Genomic DNA, 24,931 nt, shown 5'->3' on the forward strand with positions numbered 1-24,931 from the left:
CGGGGTGATCGAGGGAGCCGGGAACGTCGGCGCGCTCGCTCCCCGTTACGTACGCGACTCCGGTGGGCTGGCTGACTTTTGCAATCCCGTCCCTCGGCCCTGTCTCGGCACGCTCGTCACCGTCTCCCCCCCGCCCAGCCCTGGTGCACTCGCCACCCCTCCCCTTCTCAACCGGTTCTCAACCCGGCCCCCGTCCCGCACTGGGATCCACGTCGCCTGCCCACCGGTTCCCCCCGTCCAGCGCTGGTCGACTCGCCGCTCTCCCCTTCTCAACCGGTTCTCAACCCGGCCCCCGTCCCACACTGAGAACCACGTCGCCTCCCCACACCCCTCCTCCCCTACGCTTGTCCCGTGACCCCCGTCGAGCTGTCCCGCACCGTGCTGCGCGCGGTGCGTTGTGCTGTGGAGGGCGGGGAGCTGAGTGTGAGCGTGCCCGAGCGGGCCGTGGTGACCGAGCCGGGGCCCGGAGGGTGTGGGGACTACGCCACCACCATCGCCCTGCAGCTCGCCCGGCCGGCCGGGCAGTCGCCGCTGCGGGTCGCCGAGATTCTGCGGCCCCGGCTCATCGGCGCCGACGGAATCCGGGACGTCGTCATCACCGGGCCCGGCTTCCTCAACATCAGCCTCGACGCGCAGGCCGACCCCGTCACCGGGCTGGTGCGCGAGATCCGGGACCGCGGTGCGGAGTACGGGCACGGTGACGCCCTCGCCGGGCAGGTCGTCGCGTTGCGGGTGCCGTACGAGGTCCGGGCCGAGGTGGTCGCCGACGCCGTCGTACGGATCGTCGCGACGCAGGGGGCGCGAGGGACCGTCGAGCACGGCGACCCCGTCAATCTGCGGCTGGTGCCCTCGCCCGAGGATCCCGCGCCGCTCGGACCCGACGCCGCCCAGTGGGCCCTGCTCCACCCCGCCCCGCACGACCGGCCCAGGATCACCGCCGACCACCTGGTCCAGCGCGAGAGCAATCCACTGTTCCGGGTGCGTTACGCCCACGCCCGCATCCGGTCCCTCAGCCGCAACGCCGCCCGCCTCGGCTTCACCGCCGAGCCCGGTCCGGTCCGCATCGGTACGAGCGGCGACGCCCGTCCGGACGGCACCGCCCGGAGCGGTCCCGTACGCGCCGGCACCGACACCGACGCCCACTCGGACGGCGGCACCCCCACCGGCACCCGCAATTTCCGCCACCCGGATGCCGCCACCCCAGCCACCATCCCCCACGACCTGCACCCCCTCCACCCCCTCCTCACCCCCCTGTCCGACCACCCCCGCATCCTCGCCGCGGCCGCCACCCACCGTGCCCCGGACCGGCTCGCGCGGCATCTCGTCACCGTTGCGGATGCCGTGCTGCCCTTGCTGACCTGTGTGCTTCCCTGCGGCGAGGAGAAACCCTCGGTCGCCCACCGTGCCCGGCTCGCGCTCGCCGAAGCCGCCGGGACGGTGCTGGCCGGCGGCCTGTCCCTGCTCGGCATCGACGCACCCGAACATCTCTGAGGGCCCCAGAGCTGATGTGCCCCGGAGAGAGACAGAGAGTCTGAGAGCCACCGTCATGAGTCGTTCCGCCCACCCTGCCGGGCCCCGTCACGCCGACGTCCTGTCCGAGGGGCACTACGCCGCGCCGCCCGCCGACCTCAACGCCCTCGACCAGAAGGTCTGGGCCCAGACCGTCGGTCGCGACGCCGACGGCGTCGTCACCGTCGGCGGTGTCGACGTGAAGCGGCTGGCCGAGGAGTTCGGCACCCCCGCGTACATCCTCGACGAAGCCGACTTCCGGGCCCGGGCGCGTGCCTGGCGCACCGCCTTCGGAGCCGGTGCCGATGTGTTCTACGCCGGCAAGGCGTTCCTGTCCCGGGCCGTCGTGCGGTGGCTCCACGAGGAGGGGCTCAATCTGGACGTGTGCTCCGGTGGGGAGCTGGCCACCGCCCTCCTCGCCGGGATGCCCGCCGAGCGCATCGCCTTCCACGGCAACAACAAGTCCACCGAGGAGATCACCCGGGCCGTGGAGGCCGGTGTCGGGCGGATCGTGCTCGACTCCTTCCAGGAGATCGTGCGGGTCGCCCATGTCGCGCGGTCCCTGGGCAAGCGGCAGAAGGTCCAGATCCGGATCACCGTCGGCGTGGAGGCTCATACGCACGAGTTCATCGCCACCGCTCATGAGGACCAGAAGTTCGGGATTCCGCTCGCCGGGGGGCAGGCCGCCGAGGCCGTGCGCAGGGCGCTTCAGCTCGACGGGCTGGAGCTGATCGGGATCCACTCGCACATCGGGTCGCAGATCTTCGACATGTCCGGCTTCGAGGTCGCCGCGCACCGGGTCGTCGGGCTGCTCAAGGACATCAGGGACGAGCACGGGGTCGAGCTGCCGGAGATCGACCTCGGGGGCGGGCTCGGGATCGCGTACACAGGTGACGACGATCCGCGGGAGCCGCACGAGATCGCGAAGGCGCTCACCGAGATCGTCACGCGGGAGTGCGAGGGTGCCCGGCTGCGGACGCCGCGGATCTCCGTCGAGCCGGGCCGCGCCATCGTCGGGCCGACCGCCTTCACGCTCTACGAGGTCGGCACCGTCAAGCCGCTGGAGGGGCTGCGCACCTACGTCTCCGTCGACGGCGGCATGTCCGACAACATCCGGACCGCGTTGTACGACGCCGAATACAGCGTCGCCCTCGTCTCCCGGACCAGCGACGCGCAGCCGATGCTCGCGCGTGTCGTCGGCAAGCACTGCGAGAGCGGGGACATCGTGGTCAAGGACGCGTTCCTGCCCGCGGACCTGGCGCCGGGCGACCTGATCGCCGTACCGGCCACGGGCGCGTACTGCCGGTCCATGGCCAGCAACTACAACCACGCGCTGCGTCCGCCGGTCGTCGCCGTGCACGACGGCGAGGCCCGGGTGATCGTCCGGCGCGAGACGGAGGAGGACCTCCTCCGTCTCGACGTCGGCTGACCGCCGACAGGCGGGGCTGGAAGGGGCTGGAAGATCTGCGTCTTTCGGTCCCGTACAAATGAAATACATGTCTCACGATCCGGACGAAGGGTAGAAACTCCCGTCCGGTGAGTGAGACTGGTCCAACCGTAGACGGTATGAGGAAACGAGGTCGGATGATGCGTACGCGTCCGCTGAAGGTGGCGCTGCTGGGCTGTGGAGTGGTCGGCTCAGAGGTGGCGCGCATCATGACGACGCACGCCGACGACCTCGCCCAGCGGATCGGTGCCCCGGTGGAGCTGGCCGGCGTCGCCGTACGACGTCCGAGCAAGGTGCGTGAGGGCATCGATCCCGCCCTCGTCACCACCGACGCCACCGCGCTCGTCAAACGCGGGGACATCGACGTGGTGGTGGAGGTCATCGGGGGGATCGAGCCCGCCCGTTCCCTCATCACCGCCGCCTTCGAGCACGGGGCCTCCGTCGTCTCCGCGAACAAGGCGCTGCTCGCCCAGGACGGGGCGGCCCTGCATGCCGCCGCCGAGGAGCACGGCAGGGACCTCTACTACGAGGCCGCCGTCGCCGGTGCCATCCCGCTGATCCGCCCGCTGCGCGAGTCCCTCGCCGGGGACAAGGTCAACCGGGTGCTGGGGATCGTCAACGGGACGACCAACTTCATCCTCGACAAGATGGACTCCACGGGCGCCGGGTACCAGGAGGCGCTCGACGAGGCCACCGCCCTCGGGTACGCCGAGGCCGACCCGACCGCGGACGTCGAAGGGTTCGACGCCGCCGCCAAGGCCGCCATCCTCGCCGGGATCGCCTTCCACACGCGCGCGCGCCTCGACGACGTCTACCGCGAGGGCATGACCGAGGTCACCGCCGCCGACTTCCGCTCGGCCAAGGAGATGGGCTGCACCATCAAGCTCCTCGCCATCTGCGAGCGCTCGAAGGACGGCGCGTCGGTCACCGCGCGCGTGCACCCCGCCATGATTCCGCTGACCCACCCGCTCGCCTCCGTGCGCGGCGCGTACAACGCCGTCTTCGTGGAGTCCGACGCGGCCGGGCAGCTCATGTTCTACGGCCCCGGCGCCGGCGGTGCCCCCACCGCCTCCGCCGTGCTCGGCGACCTCGTCGCCGTGTGCCGCAACCGACTCAACGGCGCAACGGGGCCCGGTGAGTCGGCGTACGCCGCCCTGCCCGTCTCGCCCATGGGCGAGGTCGTCACGCGCTACCACATCAGCCTCGACGTCGCGGACAAACCGGGTGTTCTCGCCCAGGTCGCGACCGTGTTCGCAGAGCACGGAGTGTCGATCGATACGGTGCGCCAGCAGGGCAAGGACGGCGAGGCCTCCCTCGTCGTCGTCACCCACCGCGCGTCCGACGCCTCCCTGTCCGGGACCGTCGAGGCGCTGCGCAAGCTCGACACCGTGCGGGGTGTCGCCAGCATCATGCGGGTTGAAGGAGAGTAACCAGCAATGACTCACCAGTGGCGCGGAATCATCGAGGAGTACCGGGACCGGCTGCCGGTATCCGACACCACGCCGGTCGTGACGCTTCGCGAGGGCGGTACGCCCCTCGTGCCCGCGCAGGTGCTCTCCGAGCGCACGGGCTGCGAGGTCCATCTGAAGGTGGAGGGGGCCAACCCCACCGGATCCTTCAAGGACCGGGGCATGACCATGGCCATCTCCAAGGCCAAGGAGGAGGGCGCGAAGGCCGTCATCTGCGCCTCCACCGGCAACACCTCCGCCTCCGCCGCGGCCTACGCCGTGCGCGCCGGCATGGTGTCCGCCGTGCTCGTGCCGCAGGGCAAGATCGCCCTGGGCAAGATGGGCCAGGCGCTCGTGCACGGCGCGAAGATCCTCCAGGTCGACGGCAACTTCGACGACTGCCTCACCCTCGCGCGCGCACTGAGCGAGAACTACCCGGTGGCGCTGGTCAATTCGGTCAATCCCGCGCGTATCGAGGGCCAGAAGACGGCCGCGTTCGAGATCGTGGACATGCTCGGCGACGCGCCCGACATCCACGTCCTCCCGGTCGGCAACGCCGGCAACATCACCGCCTACTGGAAGGGCTACAAGGAGTACGCCGCCGACGGCGTCGCCTCCAAGACCCCCAGGATGTGGGGCTTCCAGGCCTCCGGCAGTGCCCCGATCGTGCGGGGCGAGGTCGTCAAGGACCCCTCGACCATCGCCACCGCCATCCGTATCGGCAACCCCGCCTCCTGGGAGTACGCGCTCGCCGCGCGCGACGAGTCGGGCGGTGCCATCGACGAGGTGACGGACCGTGAAATCCTGCGCGCCTACCGCCTGTTGGCCGCGCAGGAGGGCGTCTTCGTGGAGCCCGCCTCCGCCGCCTCCGTGGCCGGTCTGCTGAAGGCCGCCGAGCAGGGCAAGGTCGACCCGGGCCAGAGGATCGTGTGCACGGTCACCGGCAACGGTCTGAAGGACCCCGACTGGGCCGTCGCCGGCGCCCCGCAGCCGGTCACCGTCCCCGTCGACGCGGCCACCGCGGCCGAGCGCCTCGGCCTCGCCTGAGCGCTCGGCACCCGGGCTTTTCCCTGACAGGGTGCACAGGGGGCTTGCGACACGCATCGTGCGCCTCCTGTGCGCCCTATGTCGCCACAGAACCTTCCTTCGATAGGCTGTACTGAACCCGCCCGTTGCATATGCCTACGCATATGGGTGACACCGCGCCGTCTGCGCGGCCCGAGGGTCTTCACGTACGTATCGAATGTCATCGAATGTCTTCGACAGTCCCGCAGCTCAAGGAGAGTCAACGAGCGATGGCCGGTCCAGCGTTCCGCGCCGCCGCCGTCCGGGTGCGCGTTCCCGCCACCAGCGCCAATCTCGGCCCGGGCTTCGACGCCCTAGGCCTCGCGCTGGGGCTCTACGACGACGTGGTCGTCCGGGTGGCCGACTCCGGGCTGCACATCGACATCGCGGGGGAGGGCAGCGAGACCCTCCCGCGTGACGAGTCTCACCTCCTCGTCCGCTCCCTGCGCACTGCCTTCGATCTCCTGGGCGGACAGCCCCGCGGCCTGGAAATCGTCTGCGCCAACCGCATTCCGCACGGCCGGGGCCTCGGTTCCTCCTCCGCCGCCATCTGCGCCGGCATCGTCGCCGCCCGCGCGGTGACCATAGGCGGCGAAGCCCGTCTGGACGACGCGGCGCTGCTGGAACTGGCCACGGAGATCGAGGGGCACCCGGACAATGTCGCCGCGTGTCTGCTCGGCGGTTTCACCCTGTCCTGGATGGAGTCCGGCGCCGCCCGGGCGATCAGGATGGAGCCGAATGATTCCATCGTTCCGGTGGTTTTCGTGCCCGGAAAGCCGGTCCTGACCGAGACCGCGCGCGGCCTGCTGCCGCGCACCGTGCCGCACGTCGACGCCGCCGTCAACGCGGGCCGTGCCGCCCTGCTCGTCGAGGCCCTCACACGGCGCCCCGAGTTGCTGCTGCCCGCCACCGAGGACCGCCTCCACCAGGAGTACCGCGCCCCGGCCATGCCGGAGAGCGCCGCACTGGTGGAGCGGCTGCGCGCCGACGGCATCCCGGCCGTCATCTCGGGCGCGGGACCCACCGTCATGGCGCTGGCCGACGCCGACAGCGCCGACAAGGTCGCCCATCTCGCGGGTACGGGCTGGGCTGCGAACCGGCTGGACCTCGACGGCCAGGGAGCGAGCGTGCTGCCGCTTGCGACCTGACACTCGGTTGCCGGATTTCGAGAGGGGGAATGTTTGTTGGATCCGGTAGTGTTAACCTCAAGTCTGCACCCGACCCCACCATGGCGAGGTGCCTCGTGTCCCAGTCCGGGACAGACATTCTTCCGGGAGCCTCCCACGCCACTCCGTGTTCCGTGCGCCGTACCTGGGCAGTACGTCGTATGCGGACATTGAGCGGGCCGCCGGGCACGCTTCGGAATCGGTGCTACCACGCCAAGTGACACTCGGTGCCACGGCTCGCGGAAGCGCCATCACCGCACATTTCTTCCGCCGCTTTGGCGGACCACCGCCCCGGCACGGTTCACGGAAGACAGGACCGTAGTCGGACAGCACAACCGGTCGCCGAGCCAGACAGGCCGACGTCCGCTCCAGGGAAGGACCCTTCGTGAGCGACACCACCGATCTGATGGGCGCACGTGTCGAGGAGACCGCTGCCGCGCCCGCCACGGACGCCTCCGCGCCTGCCACCGGTGCCGGCTCCCGGCGGCGCCGTGGTACCGGCCTCGAGGGCATGGTGCTGGCCGAGCTGCAGCAGGTCGCCTCGGGCCTCGGCATCAGGGGCACCGCGCGGATGCGCAAGAGCCAGCTGATCGAGGTCATCAAGGAGGCGCAGGCCGCCGGTGGGGGTGCCCCCGCCGGGGGAGCAGCCCCCAAGGCGGAGCCGGCCGCCGAGACCAAGCCCAAGCGCCGCGCCACCTCCAAGGCTCGTACGGGTGAGGCCGCCGTCGACGGCGAGAAGAAGGCCGAGGCTCCCGCCGAGAAGGCCGTGGCCCAGCAGCAGATCGAGATTCCCGGCCAGCCGGCCTCCGACGACGCCTCGACCGAGCGCCGTCGCCGCCGCGCCACCGCCGAGGCGGGCAGCCCCGCCGCGAACGGCGCCGAGACCGTCGCCGCCGAGGCCAAGACCGAGTCGCCCGCCCAGCAGTCGCAGGGCGAGGCCGCCAAGGGCGACGCCGGTGACGGCGAGGGCCGTGGCCGCCGCGACCGCCGCGAGCGCGGCCGGGACCGCGACCGGGACCGCCGGGGCAAGGGCGACGAGCAGCAGGGCCAGGGCGGCCAGCGCCAGCAGCAGGGCCAGCAGCAGGGCGGCGGCCGTCAGGACCGCAACGCCGGTCCGCAGGACGACGACGACTTCGAGGGCGGCCGCCGTGGCCGTCGCGGCCGCTACCGCGACCGCCGTGGCCGTCGCGGTCGTGACGAGATGGGTGCCGAGCCGCAGCTCGCCGAGGACGACGTCCTGATCCCCGTCGCGGGCATCCTGGACATCCTCGACAACTACGCCTTCATCCGGACCTCCGGCTACCTGCCGGGCCCGAACGACGTGTACGTCTCCCTCGCCCAGGTCCGCAAGAACGGCCTGCGCAAGGGCGACCACGTCACCGGTGCGGTCCGCCAGCCGAAGGAGGGCGAGCGCCGCGAGAAGTTCAACGCCCTCGTCCGTCTCGACTCCGTCAACGGCATGGCCCCCGAACACGGCCGTGGCCGCCCGGAGTTCAACAAGCTGACCCCGCTCTACCCGCAGGACCGCCTCCGCCTGGAGACGGACCCGGGCGTGCTCACCACCCGCATCATCGACCTGGTCTCGCCGATCGGTAAGGGCCAGCGCGGTCTGATCGTGGCCCCGCCGAAGACCGGTAAGACCATGATCATGCAGGCGATCGCCAACGCGATCACGCACAACAACCCCGAGTGCCACCTGATGGTCGTCCTCGTCGACGAGCGTCCGGAAGAGGTCACCGACATGCAGCGGTCGGTCAAGGGCGAGGTCATCTCCTCGACCTTCGACCGCCCGGCCGAGGACCACACCACGGTCGCCGAGCTGGCCATCGAGCGCGCCAAGCGTCTGGTGGAGCTGGGCCACGACGTGGTCGTGCTGCTCGACTCCATCACGCGTCTGGGCCGCGCCTACAACCTGGCGGCGCCGGCCTCCGGCCGCATCCTGTCCGGTGGTGTCGACTCGACCGCGCTGTACCCGCCGAAGCGGTTCTTCGGCGCGGCGCGCAACATCGAGGACGGCGGTTCGCTGACCATCCTGGCGACGGCCCTCGTCGACACCGGGTCCCGCATGGACGAGGTGATCTTCGAGGAGTTCAAGGGCACCGGCAACATGGAGCTCAAGCTCGACCGGAAGCTCGCCGACAAGCGCATCTTCCCGGCGGTGGACGTCGACGCGTCCGGCACCCGCAAGGAAGAGATCCTGCTCGGCAACGAGGAGCTCGCCGTCGTCTGGAAGCTGCGTCGGGTGCTGCACGCGCTCGACCAGCAGCAGGCGATCGAGCTGCTGCTCGACAAGATGAAGCAGACGAAGTCGAACGTCGAGTTCCTGATGCAGATTCAGAAGACGACGCCCACTCCCGGCAACGGCGACTGAGCCTCGTTGAGGTGACCGTGTTCGCTCGGCCGCGGGTTCGTCGCGGCTGATCGCGCAGTCCTCGCGCCTCCAGGCGCATGAGCCCGCCCCTCGTCCACATGTGACGGGGGGCGGGCTTTTGCCTGGACGCGTGCGCGCCGGGTACGTGCACAAGCCGCCGGAAAGGCCACAAGCGAGATCTTTGCCACAAGGATCTCGGCCGGCACCGGCTTTCAGGCGTACGGCATGCGGGGCTGAAACCGCAGGTGAGCGAGGCGTGCCCGATTCGGGCGACTACACACAGTGCCCATCGCCGTACGCGGTGGGCACGCTGCGTTGTGCAACTCTTTCCCGAGTTTCTCCGTCTGACCATGCGGAGCGACGATGGAGCGGTACTGACCGCGCCTGACCCTGAAAGCAGGGGGTAATCGACCGACGAGACCTAGGAGCGATGTGTCCGCCCAGAGCACGCCGGAGCCCGTCATACCCGAGCCGGGCGAGTCCGGCCCCCGCCAGCGTGGCAAGGGCCGCCGCCGCAAGGCTCCCAGCAAGGGCCGCAAGGCTCTGCGCATGACGGCCTGGACCGTCGCGGGCGTGGTCGTCCTGGGCGGTGCCGGCGTCGGATACGTGTACTTCAAGCTCAACGGCAACATCAAGAGCGTCGACATCGACCAGGCCCTCGGCAACGACCGGCCCACGAAGATCGACAACGGCTCCCAGAACATCCTGGTCCTCGGCTCGGACAGCCGCTCCGGCTCGAACAAGAACCTCGGCGGCGGTGTCGACGACGGCAGCGCCCGCTCCGACACGGCGATGATCGTCCACGTCTACGAGGGCCACAAGAAGGCCAGCGTGGTCTCCATCCCGCGGGACACCCTGATCGACCGCCCGGCCTGCACCGACACCAAGGGCACCACCCACCCCGCCCAGTCCGGAGCGATGTTCAACGAGTCCTACGGCACCGGCGGCGCGGCCTGCGCGGTCAAGACCGTGGAGTCGATCACCGGTATCCGTATGGACCACTACCTGGAGGTCGACTTCGAGGGCTTCCAGAAGCTCATCGACGACCTCGGCGGGGTCCAGGTCACCACGACCAAGGCCATCGCCGACCCGCAGAGCCATCTGAACCTCCGGGCCGGCACCCACAACCTCGACGGGAAGCAGGCCCTCGGCCTGGTCCGCACCCGGCACGGTGTCGGCGACGGTTCCGACCTGGGCCGCATCCAGCTCCAGCAGGCCTTCGTCAAGGCGCTGATCGACCAGGTCAAGCACGTCGGCGTCTTCACCAGCCCCAAGAAGCTGTACGACCTCGCCGACACCGCCACCAAGACCGTCACGACCGACTCCGAACTCGGCTCGGTCAACTCCCTGATCGACTTCACGGACGGCCTGAAGGGCATCAGCTCCAAGCACATGACCATGGTCACGATGCCGGTCCAGTACGACCCGGCCAACCCCAACCGGGTCCTCCTGGAGAAGTCCAAGGCCCAGCTGGTCTGGGACGCCCTGAAGAACGACAGGCCCATCCCGAGGTCGGCGACGCAGGGCACGGCCACCGGCGAGGCCAAGGGCGTGGTGAGCGGCTGAGGGCCGCCCTCACCCACCCTCGGGAATAGAACATCCGCACCCCCGGTTTGGGAGGATGGCCCCAGTCCTGGCAGACTGGTACGTCGGCTCCGGTTCACGCTCACGCACCCCGCGTCAGCGACCCGGCGCCCTCCCGAACCTAGGAGACACCTTGAAGCGCGACATCCACCCCGCGTACGTCGAGACGCAGGTCAGCTGCACCTGTGGCGCGTCGTTCACCACCCGCAGCACCATCGAGTCCGGCACCATCCGGGCCGAGGTCTGCTCCGAGTGCCACCCGTTCTACACGGGCAAGCAGAAGATCCTCGACACCGGTGGCCGTGTGGCCCGCTTCGAGGCCCGCTTCGGCAAGGCTGCCGCCGGCTCCAAGAAGTAGCGAGCCCCATTTCGCCGGTCCACGGCCACACCCTCGTGGGGGTGTGCCCGGGACCGGCGTTTTTGGTCGCCCGCCAGCCCTTCACCCGCAGTACAGGAGCCCAAGATGTTCGAGGCCGTCGATGAACTCGTCGTCGAGCATGCCGATCTGGAGAAGAAGCTCGCCGATCCGTCGGTCCACGCCGACCAGGCGAACGCGCGCAAGCTCAACAAGCGCTACGCCGAGCTGACCCCGATCGTCGCCACGTACCGCTCCTGGAAGCAGGCCGGCGACGACATGGAGACCGCTCGTGAGCTTGCCGCCGACGACCCCGACTTCGCAGCCGAGGTCAAGGAGCTGGACAAGCAGCGCGAGGAGCTGACCGAGCGCTTGCGCCTGCTGCTGGTCCCGCGCGACCCGAGTGACGACAAGGACGTCATCCTGGAGATCAAGGCGGGCGCGGGCGGCGACGAGTCGGCCCTCTTCGCCGGCGACCTGCTGCGCATGTATCTGCGCTACGCCGAGCGCCTCGGCTGGAAGACCGAGATCATCGACGCCACCGAGTCCGAGCTGGGCGGCTACAAGGACGTCCAGGTCGCCGTGAAGACCAAGGGCGGCCAGTCCCCGGAGCCCGGCCAGGGCGTGTGGGCCCGCCTGAAGTACGAGGGCGGGGTGCACCGCGTGCAGCGTGTGCCGGCGACGGAGTCCCAGGGCCGTATCCACACGAGCGCGGCCGGTGTCCTCGTCACCCCCGAGGCCGAGGAGGTCGACGTCGAGATCAACGCCAACGACCTCCGCATCGACGTCTACCGGTCCTCCGGTCCGGGCGGCCAGTCGGTCAACACGACCGACTCCGCGGTGCGCATCACGCACCTGCCGACCGGGGTCGTCGCCTCCTGCCAGAACGAGAAGAGCCAGCTGCAGAACAAGGAGCAGGCTCTGCGTATCCTGCGCTCCAGGCTGCTCGCCGCCGCGCAGGAGGAGGCCGAGCGGGAGGCTGCCGACGCCCGCCGCAGCCAGGTCCGCACGGTCGACCGCTCCGAGAAGATCCGCACCTACAACTTCCCCGAGAACCGCATCTCCGACCACCGCGTCGGCTTCAAGTCGTACAACCTGGACCAGGTCCTGGACGGCGACCTCGACGCGGTCATCCAGGCCTGCGTCGACGCCGACTCGGCGGCGAAGCTCGCGGCCGCGTAAGACACGTATGCACGTACGCCCGCACGTACGCGCACGACACGGAGGACTCGCGTGAATCTGCTGCTCGCGGAGGTGGCCCAGGCCACTCAGCGGCTGGCCGACGCCGGCGTGCCCTCGCCGCGCAACGACGCGGAGGAGCTGGCCGCGTTCGTGCACGGCGTGAAGCGAGGTGCACTGCACTCCGTGAAGGACTCGGACTTCGACGCCCGGTACTGGGAGGTCGTCGGCCGGCGCGAACAGCGCGAGCCGCTGCAGCACATCACCGGCCGGGCCTACTTCCGGTACCTGGAGCTGCAGGTCGGGCCGGGTGTCTTCGTGCCCCGGCCGGAGACCGAGTCCGTGGTCGGCTGGGCCATAGACGCCGTGCGCGCGATGGACGTCGTCGAGCCGTGCATCGTCGACCTGTGCAGCGGCTCCGGCGCCATCGCGCTCGCCCTCGCCCAGGAGGTCCCGCGCTCGCGCGTGCACGCCGTGGAGCTGTCCGAGGAGGCCCTGGTGTGGACCCGCAAGAACGTGGCGGGCTCCAGGGTCGACCTGCGCCAGGGCGACGCCCTCACCGCCTTCCGCGACCTGGACGGCCAGGTCGACCTCGTCATCTCCAACCCTCCGTACATCCCGCTGACGGAGTGGGAGTACGTCGCCCCCGAGGCCCGCGACTACGACCCGGAAATGGCCCTGTTCTCCGGAGAGGACGGCCTGGACCTCATCCGCGGCCTGGAACGCACCGCACACCGTCTCCTGCGCCCCGGCGGGGTCGTCGTGATCGAGCACGCCGACACCCAGGGCGGACAGGTGCCGTGGATCTTCACCGAGGAGCGGGGCTGGGCCGACGCGGCCGACCACCCCGACCTCAACAACCGCCCCCGGTTCGCGACCGCCCGCAAGGCGCTGCCGTGACCGCCCCGCAGACTTTCATCCCGCAGTACGTGTACGAGGAGGCCCGCTAAAGATGGCACGGCGATACGACACCAACGACGCGACCGACCGCGCGACGGGTCTGCGCGAGGCCGCGTCCGCCGTCCGCCGGGGCGAGCTGGTGGTGCTGCCGACCGACACGGTCTACGGCATCGGCGCCGACGCGTTCTCCTCCGAGGCCGTCGCCGACCTGCTCGACGCCAAGGGCCGGGGCCGCAACATGCCCACCCCTGTCCTCATCGGCTCCCCGAACACGCTGCACGGCCTCGTCACGGACTTCTCCGAGCTGGCCTGGGAGCTGGTCGACGCCTTCTGGCCGGGCGCCCTCACGCTGGTCGCCAAGCACCAGCCGTCCCTGCAGTGGGACCTCGGCGACACCCGCGGCACGGTGGCCGTCCGCATGCCGCTGCACCCGGTCGCGATCGAGCTGCTCACCGAGGTCGGCCCGATGGCCGTCTCCTCCGCCAACCTCACCGGCCACCCGGCACCGGAGAACTGCGACGCCGCGCAGGAGATGCTCGGCGACTCCGTCTCCGTCTACCTCGACGGCGGCCCGACCCCGGGCAACGTCCCGTCCTCCATCGTCGACGTCACCGGCCGGGTGCCGGTGCTGCTGCGCGAGGGCGCGCTGTCGCCGGAGGAGCTGCGCAAGGTCGTACCCGACCTCGAGGTGGCGAATTGACGGCCCCCGCAGCGGGGCGTGGCATAGGCATCGGTGAGCGTCTCGCGGAGCAGACGACGACGTTCGGTCTTCCGCGCGACACCTTCCGCATCCTCCACGTCAGTACCGGCAACGTGTGCCGCTCGCCCATCACCGAGCGGCTGACCCGCCATTTCGTGACGGAGCGGCTCGGCGTACTCGGCGGCGGGCTGATCGTGGAGAGCGCGGGCACCTGGGGCCACGAGGGCGCGCCGATGGAGGCCAACGCGGAGACCGTGCTGGCCGAGTTCGGCGCGGACACCGCCGGCTTCACCGGCCGGGAGCTTTTGGACGAGCACGTCATCAGGGCCGACCTGGTCCTCACCGCGACCCGCGACCATCGCGCCCAGGTCATCTCCATGGGCCACTCGGCGGGCCTGCGCACCTTCACCCTGAAGGAGTTCACCCGGCTGGTCCGCGCGATAGACCCCGCCACGCTCCCGCCCCTGGAGGACGGGGTGGTCATGCGCGCCCGCGCCCTGGTCCGCGCGGCGGCGGCGCTGCGCGGCTGGCTGCTCGCGCCGACGGCGGAGGCCGACGAGGTCTACGACCCGTACGGGGCGCCGCTGCCGTTCTTCCGGTCCGTCGGGGACGAGATACATCAGGCGCTGGATCCTGTCGTGACGGCGCTGACGGGGGTCGCGGCGCGGGCGTAGGCGACGGCTGGACGCCGACACCGGGCGTCCCGGGTGTCCCAGGCCTACATTGGGGATACGTCACCGTCGACCGCCCCGGAGCCCGCCATGTCGGTCACCCACACCCTCGAGACCGACGTCCTGCGGCTGCAGGACCCCGAGCTGGCCGAGATCCTGCTCGGTGAACTGCGCCGGCAGTCGACCTCGCTGCAGCTGATCGCCGCCGAGAACTTCACCTCGCCCGCCGTGCTGGCCGCGCTCGGCTCGCCGCTCGCCAACAAGTACGCCGAGGGCTACCCCGGTGCCCGGCACCACGGCGGCTGCGAGTTCGTCGACGTCGCCGAGCGGCTCGCCGTGGAGCGGGCCAAGGCGCTCTTCGGAGCCGAGCACGCCAACGTCCAGGCCCACTCCGGCTCTTCGGCCGTCCTCGCCGCCTACGCCGCCCTGCTGCGCCCCGGCGACACCGTCCTCGCCCTCGGCCTGCACTACGGCGGCCATCTCACCCACGGCTCGCCCGCGAACTTCTCCGGGCGCTGGTTCGACTTCGTGGGGTACGGGGTGGACGCGGAGACCGGGCTCATCGACCACGACCAGGTCCGCCACCTCGCCCGCAACCACCGGCCGAAGGCGATCGTGTGCGGCTCGATCGCCTACCCGCGCCACATCGACTACGCCTTCTTCCGCGAGGTCGCCGACGAGGTCGGGGCCTATCTGATCGCCGACGCCGCCCATCCGATCGGGCTGGTCGCCGGCGGCGCGGCGCCGAACCCGGTGCCGTACGCCGACATCGTCTGCGCGACCACCCACAAGGTGCTCCGCGGGCCGCGCGGCGGGATGATCCTGTGCGGGAGCGAGCTGGCCGAGCGCGTGGACCGGGCGGTGTTCCCGTTCACCCAGGGCGGTGCGCAGATGCACACGATCGCCGCGAAGGCCGTGGCGTTCGGCGAGGCGGCAACACCGGCGTTCGGCGTGTACGCCCATCAGGTGGTCGCTCATGCCAGGGTGCTGGCCGACCGGCTGGCCGCCGAGGGCCTCGCCGTCACCACGGGCGGCACGGACACCCATCTGATCACCGCCGACCCCGCCCCGCTCGGTGTGGACGGCCGCACGGCACGCGGCAGGCTGGCCGCCGCCGGGATCGTCCTGGACTGCTGTGCGCTGCCTCACGGCGACGGCCGCGGTCTGCGCCTGGGCACCGCCGCGGTGACCACGCAGGGCATGGGGGAGCCGGAGATGGTGCGGATCGCGGGGCTGATCGCCGACGTGCTGCGCGGTGAGACCGATCCGGCCCGCACGCGGGACGAGGTGCGCGCGCTGACCGGCGATTTTCCGCCGTATCCGGCCTGAACGGGGGTGGGCGGGTCCTCGTACGAGCCGATCTGTGCCGTGGTCCACAGCCGCGCGTGCAACCATCATGGCTACCCGGAAGTCCCCATCCATATACGTCCATCGCTAGGGTGTGGGGCTGTGATGGCCAGCGAGACCTGTGGGGAAGCCCGTGCGTGAATACCTGCTGACGCTCTGCATCACGGCCGCGGTGACGTACCTGCTGACAGGGCCGGTACGGAAGTTCGCGATCGTGGCCGGGGCGATGCCGGAGATCCGGGCACGTGACGTGCACCGGGAACCCACTCCGCGCCTCGGCGGTATCGCCATGTTCTTCGGCCTGTGCGCGGGCCTGCTGGTCGCGGACCACCTGACCAACCTCAACGAGGTCTTCGCGAAGTCGAACGAACCGCGGGCCCTGCTCTCCGGCGCGGCCCTGATCTGGCTGATCGGCGTCCTGGACGACAAGTTCGAGATCGACGCGCTGATCAAGCTGGGCGGCCAGATGATCGCCGCGGGCGTGATGGTCATGCAGGGTCTGACGATCCTGTGGCTGCCCATCCCGGGCGTCGGCAACGTGGCGCTCACCCAGTGGCAGGGCACCCTGCTGACCGTGGCGCTCGTCGTCATCACGATCAACGCGGTGAACTTCGTCGACGGCCTGGACGGCCTCGCGGCGGGCATGGTGTGCATCGCGGCCGGCGCGTTCTTCCTGTACGCCTACCGGATCTGGTACTCGTACGGCATCGAGGCCGCCGCCCCCGGCACGCTGTTCGCGGCGATCCTGATGGGGATGTGCCTGGGCTTCCTGCCGCACAACATGCATCCCGCGCGGATCTTCATGGGCGACTCGGGCTCGATGCTGATCGGGCTGGTGCTGGCCGCGGGCGCGATCTCGATCACCGGCCAGCTCGACCCGGACGCGCTGAACCTGTACGCGGGCTCCGAGAGGGCCGCGGTGCACGCGACGGTCCCGGTCTACATCCCACTGCTGCTGCCGCTGACGATCATCGCCGTACCGGCCGCGGACCTCGTGCTGGCCATCGTCCGCCGCACCTGGCGCGGCCAGTCCCCGTTCGCCGCGGACCGCGGGCATCTGCACCACCGGCTGCTGGAGATCGGCCACTCGCACAGCCGGGCGGTGCTGATCATGTACTTCTGGTCGGCCCTGATCGCCTTCGGCGCGCTGGCGTACTCGGTCAACTCGGCCTCGATGTGGATCGTCCTCGGCGTGGTGTTCCTCAGCGCCATCGGCCTGGTCCTGCTGCTGCTCCCGCGCTTCACGCCGCGGGTGCCCGTCTGGGCGCAGCGGTTCGTGCCGCCGCGCTACCGCCGGCGGGGCGGTGCGGCCGACGGGGCGGTGCCGGCCGAGGCCGGTGCGGCCGAGGAGAGCCGCGGGGCGAAGGAGACCGAGGAGCGGGCCCCCGTCACGGCCGGAATCTCGGGTGTCAACGGGGCGACCGCGATCGGCCCTCGTTCGCGTTTTGTTGATCGCCGCTGAAACGCTCAAGGTAAGAATCTGGCGAGAGCATTGCCCATTCATGGGGGATCAAAGTCCCCTAATACCAGACAAGTGGGCCCGGTTTTTGCACAGACGCGCACTGTCACTCTCATGTGTGACACCAAGCACACCTAGCAGGTAAAGACCTCATCAAATAGTTTGTGATACGGTTCACGAGAACCCCGGATAGAGCCGAAGGACCGTAGTGCGACGGTCCATTGGTGTGAGGTCTCGATCACTCAGCCCGGGACTACGCTCGTCCATGACGACACCCTGCCCCCTGTGAAAGCGGAGTTGCCGCCATGCCGTCCAATGACGCCCGGAACCTTCTGCAGATCGCTGTGCCCACAGCGATCGCAGGCGCGATCGCTGTCGCCGTGAGCGCAGCGGTCGCGGGGGGCAAGGGTGCGCTCGGCGCGGCCGTCGGTACGGTGCTGGCCATCCTGTTCATGGGACTCGGCCTCTACGTGCTGCAGTGGACGGCAAAAACGCTCCCCCAGCTGTTCCAGATGATGGGGCTCCTGCTCTACGTCGCACAGTTGCTGCTCCTCCTGATCTTCGTCGCTGTTTTCAAGGACACCTCTCTCTTCAACCCGAAGACGTTCGCCGTGTCGCTCGTCGTCGCGACGGTCGTGTGGATGGCCGCGCAGGCTCGCGCGCACATGAAGGCCAAGATCTTCTACGTCGATCCGGACCCTTCGAAGAGTGAGAAGCCCGAGAAGACAGGGCCGTCGTCGTGAGGGGTAGGGGCGGGATAAAGGGCTGTGAGATCTCCTGCTATCGTCCGGTGCCAACTGCGGCATCGCGGGCGCGGGCATCTGAGCTGACGCCTGCTCAATGGCGAGGCTCGAGGGCCCCCAGTCGCCCCCACATCCGTAACACCAGTCCGGTGCCGATCCGCGGCCGTGCGCCGCGCCGACACAACGAGGTTGCCGTACCCATGCGTCACGCCGAAGGAGCCCGTGGTGAGTGCTGACCAGACCCAGCTCGCCTTTGACTGGAGTTGTCGGATCATGTCCGACAACGGGTGTGGCTTCCCGGCCCCGGGCCTGAACTCGTTCCTGTTCAAGCCGCTCTTCACCGTCGGGGGCTTCGAGTTCAACAAGGTGATGCTGCTCGCGCTCGTCACCACGCTGCTCATCGTCGTCTTCTTCTCGGCCGCCTTCGGCAAGGCGAAGGTCGTCCCGGGCAAGCTGCAGATGGTCGGCGAGGCCGGCTACGACTTCGTGCGCCGCGGCATCGTGTACGAGACCCTCGGCAAGCGCGAGGGCGAGAAGTGGGTGCCGCTCATGGTCTCCCTCTTCTTCTTCGTCTGGCTCATGAACGTCTGGTCCGTGATCCCGCTGGCCCAGTTCCCGGTGTCCTCGGTCATCGCGTTCCCGATGGTGCTGGCCGCGATCGTCTACATCACCTGGGTCGCGCTCACCTTCAAGAAGCACGGCTTCGTCGGCTTCTTCAAGAACGTCACGGGCTACGACAAGTCGCTCGGCGCGGTGCTGCCGCTCGTCATGGTCATCGAGTTCTTCTCGAACCTGCTGGTCCGCCCCTTCACGCACGCGGTGCGACTGTTCGCCAACATGTTCGCCGGTCACCTGATGCTGGTCATGTTCACCGTGGCCTCCTGGTACCTGCTGAACAGCTGGCTGGTCGTGGGCGCCGGCGTCTCCTTCGTGATGACGATCGCCATGATCCTCTTCGAGCTGTTCGTCCAGGCCGTCCAGGCGTACGTCTTCGTGCTGCTGGCCTGCTCCTACATTCAGGGCGCTCTCGCCGAGCACCACTGAGCCGTACCACTCCCCGCCAACCCCCTGTCGTCCGGTGGCCAACCCCCACCGGTCCGTAAAAGAGAAGGAAGAAACGGCATGTCCGCTGCCATCGACCTCGCCGCCGGCGTCTCCGGTTCCCTCGGTTCCATCGGCTACGGCCTTGCGGCCATCGGCCCCGGCATCGGCGTCGGCATCATCTTCGGTAACGGCACCCAGGCCCTGGCCCGCCAGCCCGAGGCGGCCGGCCTGATCCGTGCCAACCAGATCCTGGGCTTCGCCTTCTGTGAGGCGCTCGCCCTCATCGGCATCGTTATGCCGTTCGTGTTCGGTCGGTAATCAACCCTCCACCGACACGTTTCGACGAAAGGCACTGATGTGATCGCCAACCTGGCACAGCTGGCGGCCGAGGAGACGAAGCAGAACCCGCTCGTCCCCGCCGGTCCCGAGCTGCTCATCGGCACCATCGCCTTCGCCATCGTGTTCTTCTTCTTCTGGAAGAAGCTGCTTCCGAACATCAACAAGGTTCTGGAGGAGCGCCGCGCGGCGATCGAAGGCGGTATCGAAGAGGCCGACGCCATGAAGGTCGAGGCCCAGAGCGTCCTTGAGCAGTACAAGGCTCAGCTCGCCGAGGCTCGGCACGAGGCCGCGCGCCTGCGTCAGGAGGCGCAGGAGCAGGGTGCCGCGCTCATCGCCGAGATGCGGGCCGAGGGCCAGCGGCAGCGCGAGGAGATCGTCACCGCCGGTCACTCGCAGATCGAGGCCGACCGCAAGGCCGCCGCGTCCGCGCTGCGCCAGGACGTCGGCAAGCTTGCCACCGACCTGGCCGGCAAGCTCGTCGGCGAGTCCCTCGAGGACCACGCCCGCCAGAGCCGTGTGATCGACCGCTTCCTCGACGAGCTCGAGGAGAAGGCCGAGGCCACGCGATGAACGGAGCGAGCCGCGAGGCCCTGGCAGCCGCACGTGAGCGTCTCGACGCGCTGACGAACTCCACGTCCGTGGACGCCGCGCAGCTCGCGGACGAGCTGGCGGCCGTCACCGCGCTGCTCGACCGCGAGGCCGGCCTGCGCCGGGTCCTCACCGACCCGGCGCAGCCCGCAGAGGCCAAGGCGGAACTGGTCCAGCGTCTGATCGGCGCCCAGGTCAGCGGTGCGACCGCCGACCTGGTGGCCGGAATGGCGCGCTCCCGCTGGTCGCAGACCCGCGACCTGGTGGACGCGCTGGAGGAGCTGGCGAACATCGCCGACCTCACGGCCGCGGAGAAGACGGGCACCCTGGACGACGCCGAGGACGAGCTGTTCCGGTTCGGCCGGATCGTCTCCTCCAGCACCGAGCTGCGCGCCGCGCTGACCGACCGTGCCGCCGGTACGGCGGCCAAGACCGAGCTGCTGCACCGGCTGCTCGGCGGACGGGCCAAGCCGGTCACCGAGCGCCTGGTCGCGCGTCTTGTGACCGCGCCGCGTGGACGTAGCCTGGAGTCGGGACTGGAGTCCCTGTCCAAGCTCGCCGCCGAGCGCCGGGACCGCATGGTCGCCGTCGTCACCTCGGCGGTGCCGCTGAGCGATGGCCAGAAGCAGCGCCTCGGCGCCGCACTCGCCAAGCTCTACGGCCGCCGGATGCACCTCAATCTGGACGTGGACCCCGAGGTCGTCGGCGGTATCCGGGTGCAGGTCGGTGACGAGGTCATCAACGGCTCCCTCGCGGACCGGCTGGAAGAGGCCGCCCGCCGCATGGCGAGCTAGCAGCGACGCAGTAACTCGACAACTCGAGAAAACGCAGTACGTACTTACGGCCCTGGTTGGGCCGTGCAGAGGATTCACCTCTTTCAGGGGGGAGTCCCCATCCCCCCAAGTGAAACTTCGGGCCCAACAAGGAGAGCAGGGAACCCAGATGGCGGAGCTCACGATCCGGCCGGAGGAGATCCGGGACGCGCTGGAGAACTTCGTCCAGTCGTACAAGCCGGACGCGGCCTCGCGCGAGGAGGTCGGTACGGTCACCCTTGCCGGCGACGGCATCGCGAAGATCGAGGGTCTTCCCTCGGCCATGGCCAACGAACTGCTGAAGTTCGAGGACGGCACCCTCGGCCTCGCACTCAACCTGGAAGAGCGCGAGATCGGCGCCATCGTCCTCGGTGAGTTCAGCGGCGTCGAGGAGGGTCAGCCGGTCACGCGTACCGGTGAGGTCCTCTCCGTCGCGGTCGGCGAGGGCTACCTCGGCCGCGTTGTCGACCCGCTCGGCAACCCGATCGACGGCCTCGGCGAGATCGAGACGTCCGGCCGCCGCGCCCTTGAACTGCAGGCCCCCACGGTCATGCAGCGCAAGTCGGTGCACGAGCCGATGGAGACGGGCTACAAGGCCGTCGACGCGATGACCCCGATCGGCCGTGGTCAGCGTCAGCTGATCATCGGTGACCGTCAGACCGGCAAGACCGCCCTGGCCGTCGACACGATCATCAACCAGCGCGACAACTGGCGCACCGGCGACCCGAAGAAGCAGGTCCGCTGCATCTACGTCGCCATCGGCCAGAAGGGCTCCACCATCGCCGGCGTGCGCCGTGCGCTGGAGGAGAACGGCGCCCTGGAGTACACGACCATCGTCGCCGCCCCGGCGTCCGACCCGGCCGGCTTCAAGTACCTGGCGCCGTACACCGGTTCGGCCATCGGCCAGCAGTGGATGTACGAGGGCAAGCACGTCCTCATCATCTTCGACGACCTCTCGAAGCAGGCCGACGCCTACCGCGCCGTGTCCCTGCTGCTGCGCCGTCCGCCGGGCCGTGAGGCCTACCCGGGTGACGTGTTCTACCTGCACTCCCGTCTGCTGGAGCGCTGCGCCAAGCTCTCCGACGACATGGGTGCCGGTTCGATGACCGGTCTGCCGATCGTCGAGACCAAGGCCAACGACGTCTCGGCGTTCATCCCGACCAACGTCATCTCCATCACCGACGGCCAGTGCTTCCTGGAGTCGGACCTGTTCAACGCCGGTCAGCGTCCCGCGCTGAACGTCGGTATCTCCGTCTCCCGAGTCGGTGGTTCCGCGCAGCACAAGGCGATGCGCCAGGTCTCCGGCCGCCTCCGTGTGGACCTCGCCCAGTTCCGTGAGCTGGAGGCGTTCGCCGCCTTCGGTTCCGACCTGGACGCGGCCTCCAAGGCGCAGCTGGAGCGCGGTTCGCGCATGGTCGAGCTGCTGAAGCAGGACCAGTACCAGCCGATGGCCACCGAGGACCAGGTCGTCTCCGTCTGGGCCGGCACCAACGGCCGTATGGACGAGGTCCCGGTCGCCGACATCCGCCGCTTCGAGAAGGAACTGATCGACTTCCTGCACCGGAAGCACCAGGGCCTGATGACCTCCATCAAGGAGGGCGCCAAGATGTCGAGCGACACGATCCAGGCGATCGACGACGCAGTGGCCGAGTTCAAGAAGCAGTTCGAGACCTCGGACGGCAAGCTGCTCGGCGAGGACGTTCCTGCCGCTGCCGCCAAGTGACGTAAGGAAGGGACCTGACTCATGGGAGCCCAGCTCCGGGTCTACAAGCGTCGCATCCGATCCGTCAGCGCGACCAAGAAGATCACCAAGGCGATGGAGATGATCGCCGCCTCGCGCGTCGTCAAGGCGCAGCGCAAGGTGGCGGCCTCCACGCCGTACGCGACCGAGCTGACGCGCGCGGTCACGGCGGTCGGTACCGGGTCGAACACCAAGCACCCGCTCACCACGGAGGCGGAGAACCCGGCCCGTGCCGCGGTCCTGCTCCTCACGAGCGACCGGGGCCTCGCCGGTGCCTTCAACTCCAACGCCATCAAGGCGGCGGAGCAGCTGACCGAGCGCCTGGAGCGCGACGGCAAGCAGGTGGAGACGTACATCGTCGGCCGCCGCGGTGTCGCCCACTACAACTTCCGTGAGCGCAAGGTCGCGGAGACGTTCACGGGCTTCACGGACGAGCCGACGTACGCGGACGCCAAGAAGGTCGCGGCGCCCCTGATCGAGGCCATCGAGAAGGAAACGGCCGAGGGTGGTGTGGACGAACTCCACATCGTCTTCACCGAGTTCGTCTCGATGATGACGCAGACGGCGCTGGATGCCCGGCTCCTTCCGCTGCGTCTCGAAGAGGTCGCGGAGCAGGCGCCCAAGGGCGAGATCCTGCCGCTGTACGACTTCGAGCCCTCGGCGGAGGACGTCCTCGACGCCCTGCTGCCGCGCTACGTGGAGAGCCGCATCTACAACGCGCTGCTCCAGTCGGCCGCTTCGAAGCACGCCGCCACGCGGCGCGCGATGAAGTCGGCCACCGACAACGCGGGCGAGCTGATCAACACGCTCTCCCGTCTTGCCAACGCGGCCCGCCAGGCCGAAATCACCCAGGAAATCAGCGAGATCGTCGGTGGCGCGAGCGCCCTGGCCGACGCGACCGCGGGGAGTGACCGATAATGACCACCACTGTTGAGACCGCGACGGCTACGGGCCGCGTCGCCCGGGTCATCGGCCCGGTTGTCGACGTGGAGTTCCCCGTCGACGCGATGCCGGACATCTACAACGCCCTGCACGTCGAGGTCGCCGACCCGGCGAACGCGGGCGAGAAGAAGACGCTGACCCTGGAGGTCGCCCAGCACCTGGGTGACGGCCTGGTCCGCACCATCTCCATGCAGCCCACCGACGGCCTGGTCCGCCAGGCCCCGGTCACGGACACCGGCAACTCCATCACGGTGCCCGTCGGTGACTTCACCAAGGGCAAGGTGTTCAACACCCTCGGTGAGGTGCTGAACGTCGACGAGCAGTACGACGGCGAGCGCTGGGGCATCCACCGCAAGGCCCCGAACTTCGACGAGCTCGAGTCGAAGACCGAGATGTTCGAGACCGGCGTCAAGGTCATCGACCTGCTGACCCCGTACGTCAAGGGCGGCAAGATCGGTCTGTTCGGTGGTGCCGGCGTCGGCAAGACGGTGCTCATCCAGGAGATGATCTACCGCGTCGCCAACAACCACGACGGTGTCTCCGTGTTCGCCGGTGTCGGCGAGCGCACCCGTGAGGGCAACGACCTCATCGAGGAGATGTCCGACTCGGGCGTCATCGACAAGACCGCGCTCGTCTTCGGCCAGATGGACGAGCCCCCGGGCACCCGTCTGCGCGTCGCGCTGGCCGGCCTCACCATGGCCGAGTACTTCCGTGACGTCCAGAAGCAGGACGTGCTGTTCTTCATCGACAACATCTTCCGCTTCACGCAGGCCGGTTCCGAGGTGTCGACCCTGCTCGGCCGTATGCCCTCCGCGGTGGGCTACCAGCCGAACCTGGCCGACGAGATGGGCCTCCTCCAGGAGCGCATCACCTCGACCCGTGGTCACTCGATCACCTCGATGCAGGCGATCTACGTCCCCGCGGACGACCTGACCGACCCGGCCCCGGCCACCACCTTCGCCCACCTCGACGCGACGACGGTTCTGTCCCGTCCGATCTCCGAGAAGGGCATCTACCCGGCCGTGGACCCGCTGGACTCCACGTCCCGGATCCTGGACCCGCGCTACATCGCCGCGGATCACTACAACGCGGCCATGCGCGTGAAGACGATCCTGCAGAAGTACAAGGACCTCCAGGACATCATCGCGATCCTCGGTATCGACGAGCTGGGCGAGGAGGACAAGCTCGTTGTCCACCGTGCCCGTCGTGTGGAGCGCTTCCTGTCCCAGAACACCCACGTCGCCAAGCAGTTCACCGGCGTGGACGGTTCGGACGTGCCGCTCGACGAGTCGATCGCCGCGTTCAACGCGATCTGCGACGGTGAGTACGACCACTTCCCCGAGCAGGCGTTCTTCATGTGCGGTGGCATCGAGGACCTCAAGGCCAACGCCAAGGAGCTGGGCGTCTCCTGAGCCCCGTGCTCGTGTGAGGGGGTGGGCGCGTCCCACCCCCTCACCCACGCCCTTTAGAATTGACCCCAACACCCGGCACTACCGCCGGGTGGTGACCCGAGGAGCCACC

The 24,931-nt window shown here is 69.5% G+C and carries 22 protein-coding genes; all 22 read left to right on the forward strand.

From position 1 onward, the window contains the following. Positions 1 to 351 precede the first annotated feature (351 nt). The 22 genes from nrtL to atpD all read left to right on the forward strand — a co-directional run bounded on the left by nrtL (position 352) and on the right by atpD (position 24,822). Positions 352 to 1,491 carry an ArgS-related anticodon-binding protein NrtL gene (gene nrtL, locus AQI95_RS27260; protein ID WP_067129228.1) on the forward strand — a complete coding sequence of 380 codons (1,140 nt, stop codon included), beginning with the start codon at positions 352 to 354 and terminating at the stop codon, positions 1,489 to 1,491. Positions 1,492 to 1,546: 55 nt separating this feature from the next. Next, positions 1,547 to 2,938: a diaminopimelate decarboxylase gene (gene lysA, locus AQI95_RS27265; RefSeq protein WP_067129231.1), complete on the forward strand. Its 1,392-nt coding sequence runs from the start codon at positions 1,547 to 1,549 to the stop codon at positions 2,936 to 2,938. 155 nt (positions 2,939 to 3,093) lie between these two features. Further along, complete coding sequence (locus tag AQI95_RS27270; protein WP_067129234.1) at positions 3,094 to 4,386, forward strand: homoserine dehydrogenase; 1,293 nt, start codon at positions 3,094 to 3,096, stop codon at positions 4,384 to 4,386. 6 nt (positions 4,387 to 4,392) lie between these two features. Then, positions 4,393 to 5,451, forward strand: a complete 1,059-nt coding sequence (gene thrC / locus AQI95_RS27275) for a threonine synthase (protein ID WP_067129237.1) — start codon at positions 4,393 to 4,395, stop codon at positions 5,449 to 5,451. A gap of 248 nt (positions 5,452 to 5,699) precedes the next feature. Next, the gene (thrB, locus tag AQI95_RS27280) at positions 5,700 to 6,617 is read left to right on the forward strand and encodes a homoserine kinase (protein WP_067129240.1); all 918 of its coding nucleotides are present in this window, start codon (positions 5,700 to 5,702) and stop codon (positions 6,615 to 6,617) included. Between the two features lie 403 nt (positions 6,618 to 7,020). Beyond that, positions 7,021 to 9,006, forward strand: coding sequence for a transcription termination factor Rho (rho, locus tag AQI95_RS27285; RefSeq protein WP_067129243.1), 1,986 nt, complete (start codon positions 7,021 to 7,023; stop codon positions 9,004 to 9,006). Between the two features lie 432 nt (positions 9,007 to 9,438). Next, positions 9,439 to 10,572: an LCP family protein gene (locus tag AQI95_RS27290; RefSeq protein WP_067129246.1), complete on the forward strand. Its 1,134-nt coding sequence runs from the start codon at positions 9,439 to 9,441 to the stop codon at positions 10,570 to 10,572. Positions 10,573 to 10,723: 151 nt separating this feature from the next. Continuing rightward, complete coding sequence (gene rpmE / locus AQI95_RS27295; protein ID WP_014675000.1) at positions 10,724 to 10,948, forward strand: 50S ribosomal protein L31; 225 nt, start codon at positions 10,724 to 10,726, stop codon at positions 10,946 to 10,948. Between the two features lie 105 nt (positions 10,949 to 11,053). Continuing rightward, positions 11,054 to 12,127: a peptide chain release factor 1 gene (prfA, locus tag AQI95_RS27300; protein ID WP_067129250.1), complete on the forward strand. Its 1,074-nt coding sequence runs from the start codon at positions 11,054 to 11,056 to the stop codon at positions 12,125 to 12,127. Positions 12,128 to 12,178: 51 nt separating this feature from the next. Further along, complete coding sequence (gene prmC / locus AQI95_RS27305; RefSeq protein WP_067129253.1) at positions 12,179 to 13,024, forward strand: peptide chain release factor N(5)-glutamine methyltransferase; 846 nt, start codon at positions 12,179 to 12,181, stop codon at positions 13,022 to 13,024. Positions 13,025 to 13,076: 52 nt separating this feature from the next. Then, positions 13,077 to 13,724, forward strand: coding sequence for an L-threonylcarbamoyladenylate synthase (locus AQI95_RS27310; RefSeq protein WP_067129256.1), 648 nt, complete (start codon positions 13,077 to 13,079; stop codon positions 13,722 to 13,724). Beyond that, a complete protein-coding gene (locus tag AQI95_RS27315) occupies positions 13,721 to 14,398 on the forward strand; it encodes an arsenate reductase/protein-tyrosine-phosphatase family protein (RefSeq protein WP_067129259.1) in 678 nt (225 codons plus the stop codon). Before AQI95_RS27310 ends, AQI95_RS27315 begins: the two co-directional genes overlap by 4 nt. Before the next feature lie 87 nt (positions 14,399 to 14,485). Further along, on the forward strand, positions 14,486 to 15,724 hold the full coding sequence (locus AQI95_RS27320; RefSeq protein WP_067129262.1) for a serine hydroxymethyltransferase: 1,239 nt from the start codon (positions 14,486 to 14,488) through the stop codon (positions 15,722 to 15,724). A 151-nt stretch (positions 15,725 to 15,875) separates the two neighbouring features. Next, positions 15,876 to 17,204, forward strand: a complete 1,329-nt coding sequence (locus AQI95_RS27325; protein ID WP_067129265.1) for an MraY family glycosyltransferase — start codon at positions 15,876 to 15,878, stop codon at positions 17,202 to 17,204. A gap of 302 nt (positions 17,205 to 17,506) precedes the next feature. Next, the gene (locus AQI95_RS27330; RefSeq protein WP_067129268.1) at positions 17,507 to 17,944 is read left to right on the forward strand and encodes a Cg1360 family ATP-synthase-associated protein; all 438 of its coding nucleotides are present in this window, start codon (positions 17,507 to 17,509) and stop codon (positions 17,942 to 17,944) included. Between the two features lie 225 nt (positions 17,945 to 18,169). After that, positions 18,170 to 18,988, forward strand: coding sequence for a F0F1 ATP synthase subunit A (gene atpB, locus AQI95_RS27335; RefSeq protein ID WP_482255589.1), 819 nt, complete (start codon positions 18,170 to 18,172; stop codon positions 18,986 to 18,988). A gap of 78 nt (positions 18,989 to 19,066) precedes the next feature. Further along, positions 19,067 to 19,306: an ATP synthase F0 subunit C gene (atpE, locus tag AQI95_RS27340; protein WP_009190636.1), complete on the forward strand. Its 240-nt coding sequence runs from the start codon at positions 19,067 to 19,069 to the stop codon at positions 19,304 to 19,306. A gap of 39 nt (positions 19,307 to 19,345) precedes the next feature. Beyond that, positions 19,346 to 19,897 carry a F0F1 ATP synthase subunit B gene (locus tag AQI95_RS27345; protein ID WP_067129275.1) on the forward strand — a complete coding sequence of 184 codons (552 nt, stop codon included), beginning with the start codon at positions 19,346 to 19,348 and terminating at the stop codon, positions 19,895 to 19,897. Next, a complete protein-coding gene (locus AQI95_RS27350) occupies positions 19,894 to 20,709 on the forward strand; it encodes a F0F1 ATP synthase subunit delta (protein ID WP_067129277.1) in 816 nt (271 codons plus the stop codon). Before AQI95_RS27345 ends, AQI95_RS27350 begins: the two co-directional genes overlap by 4 nt. A 148-nt stretch (positions 20,710 to 20,857) precedes the next feature. Next, positions 20,858 to 22,450, forward strand: coding sequence for a F0F1 ATP synthase subunit alpha (gene atpA / locus AQI95_RS27355; protein ID WP_067129280.1), 1,593 nt, complete (start codon positions 20,858 to 20,860; stop codon positions 22,448 to 22,450). Positions 22,451 to 22,471: 21 nt separating this feature from the next. Beyond that, complete coding sequence (locus AQI95_RS27360) at positions 22,472 to 23,386, forward strand: F0F1 ATP synthase subunit gamma (protein ID WP_067129283.1); 915 nt, start codon at positions 22,472 to 22,474, stop codon at positions 23,384 to 23,386. Then, positions 23,386 to 24,822, forward strand: coding sequence for a F0F1 ATP synthase subunit beta (gene atpD / locus AQI95_RS27365; protein WP_067129286.1), 1,437 nt, complete (start codon positions 23,386 to 23,388; stop codon positions 24,820 to 24,822). Before AQI95_RS27360 ends, atpD begins: the two co-directional genes overlap by 1 nt. Positions 24,823 to 24,931 lie beyond the last annotated feature (109 nt).

The sequence above is a fragment of the Streptomyces yokosukanensis genome (assembly GCF_001514035.1).
GTDB classification, from domain to species: Bacteria; Actinomycetota; Actinomycetes; order Streptomycetales; family Streptomycetaceae; genus Streptomyces; species Streptomyces yokosukanensis.

Coding starts and splice junctions, on each gene's coding strand:
- atpA (WP_067129280.1), top strand. CDS start 20,858: ATGGCGGAGCTCACGATCCGGCCGGAGGAGATCCGGGACGCGCTGGAG.
- AQI95_RS27360 (WP_067129283.1), top strand. CDS start 22,472: ATGGGAGCCCAGCTCCGGGTCTACAAGCGTCGCATCCGATCCGTCAGC.
- AQI95_RS27330 (WP_067129268.1), top strand. CDS start 17,507: ATGCCGTCCAATGACGCCCGGAACCTTCTGCAGATCGCTGTGCCCACA.
- AQI95_RS27350 (WP_067129277.1), top strand. CDS start 19,894: ATGAACGGAGCGAGCCGCGAGGCCCTGGCAGCCGCACGTGAGCGTCTC.
- atpE (WP_009190636.1), top strand. CDS start 19,067: ATGTCCGCTGCCATCGACCTCGCCGCCGGCGTCTCCGGTTCCCTCGGT.
- atpD (WP_067129286.1), top strand. CDS start 23,386: ATGACCACCACTGTTGAGACCGCGACGGCTACGGGCCGCGTCGCCCGG.
- thrC (WP_067129237.1), top strand. CDS start 4,393: ATGACTCACCAGTGGCGCGGAATCATCGAGGAGTACCGGGACCGGCTG.
- AQI95_RS27310 (WP_067129256.1), top strand. CDS start 13,077: ATGGCACGGCGATACGACACCAACGACGCGACCGACCGCGCGACGGGT.
- lysA (WP_067129231.1), top strand. CDS start 1,547: ATGAGTCGTTCCGCCCACCCTGCCGGGCCCCGTCACGCCGACGTCCTG.
- AQI95_RS27270 (WP_067129234.1), top strand. CDS start 3,094: ATGATGCGTACGCGTCCGCTGAAGGTGGCGCTGCTGGGCTGTGGAGTG.
- thrB (WP_067129240.1), top strand. CDS start 5,700: ATGGCCGGTCCAGCGTTCCGCGCCGCCGCCGTCCGGGTGCGCGTTCCC.
- prfA (WP_067129250.1), top strand. CDS start 11,054: ATGTTCGAGGCCGTCGATGAACTCGTCGTCGAGCATGCCGATCTGGAG.
- AQI95_RS27320 (WP_067129262.1), top strand. CDS start 14,486: ATGTCGGTCACCCACACCCTCGAGACCGACGTCCTGCGGCTGCAGGAC.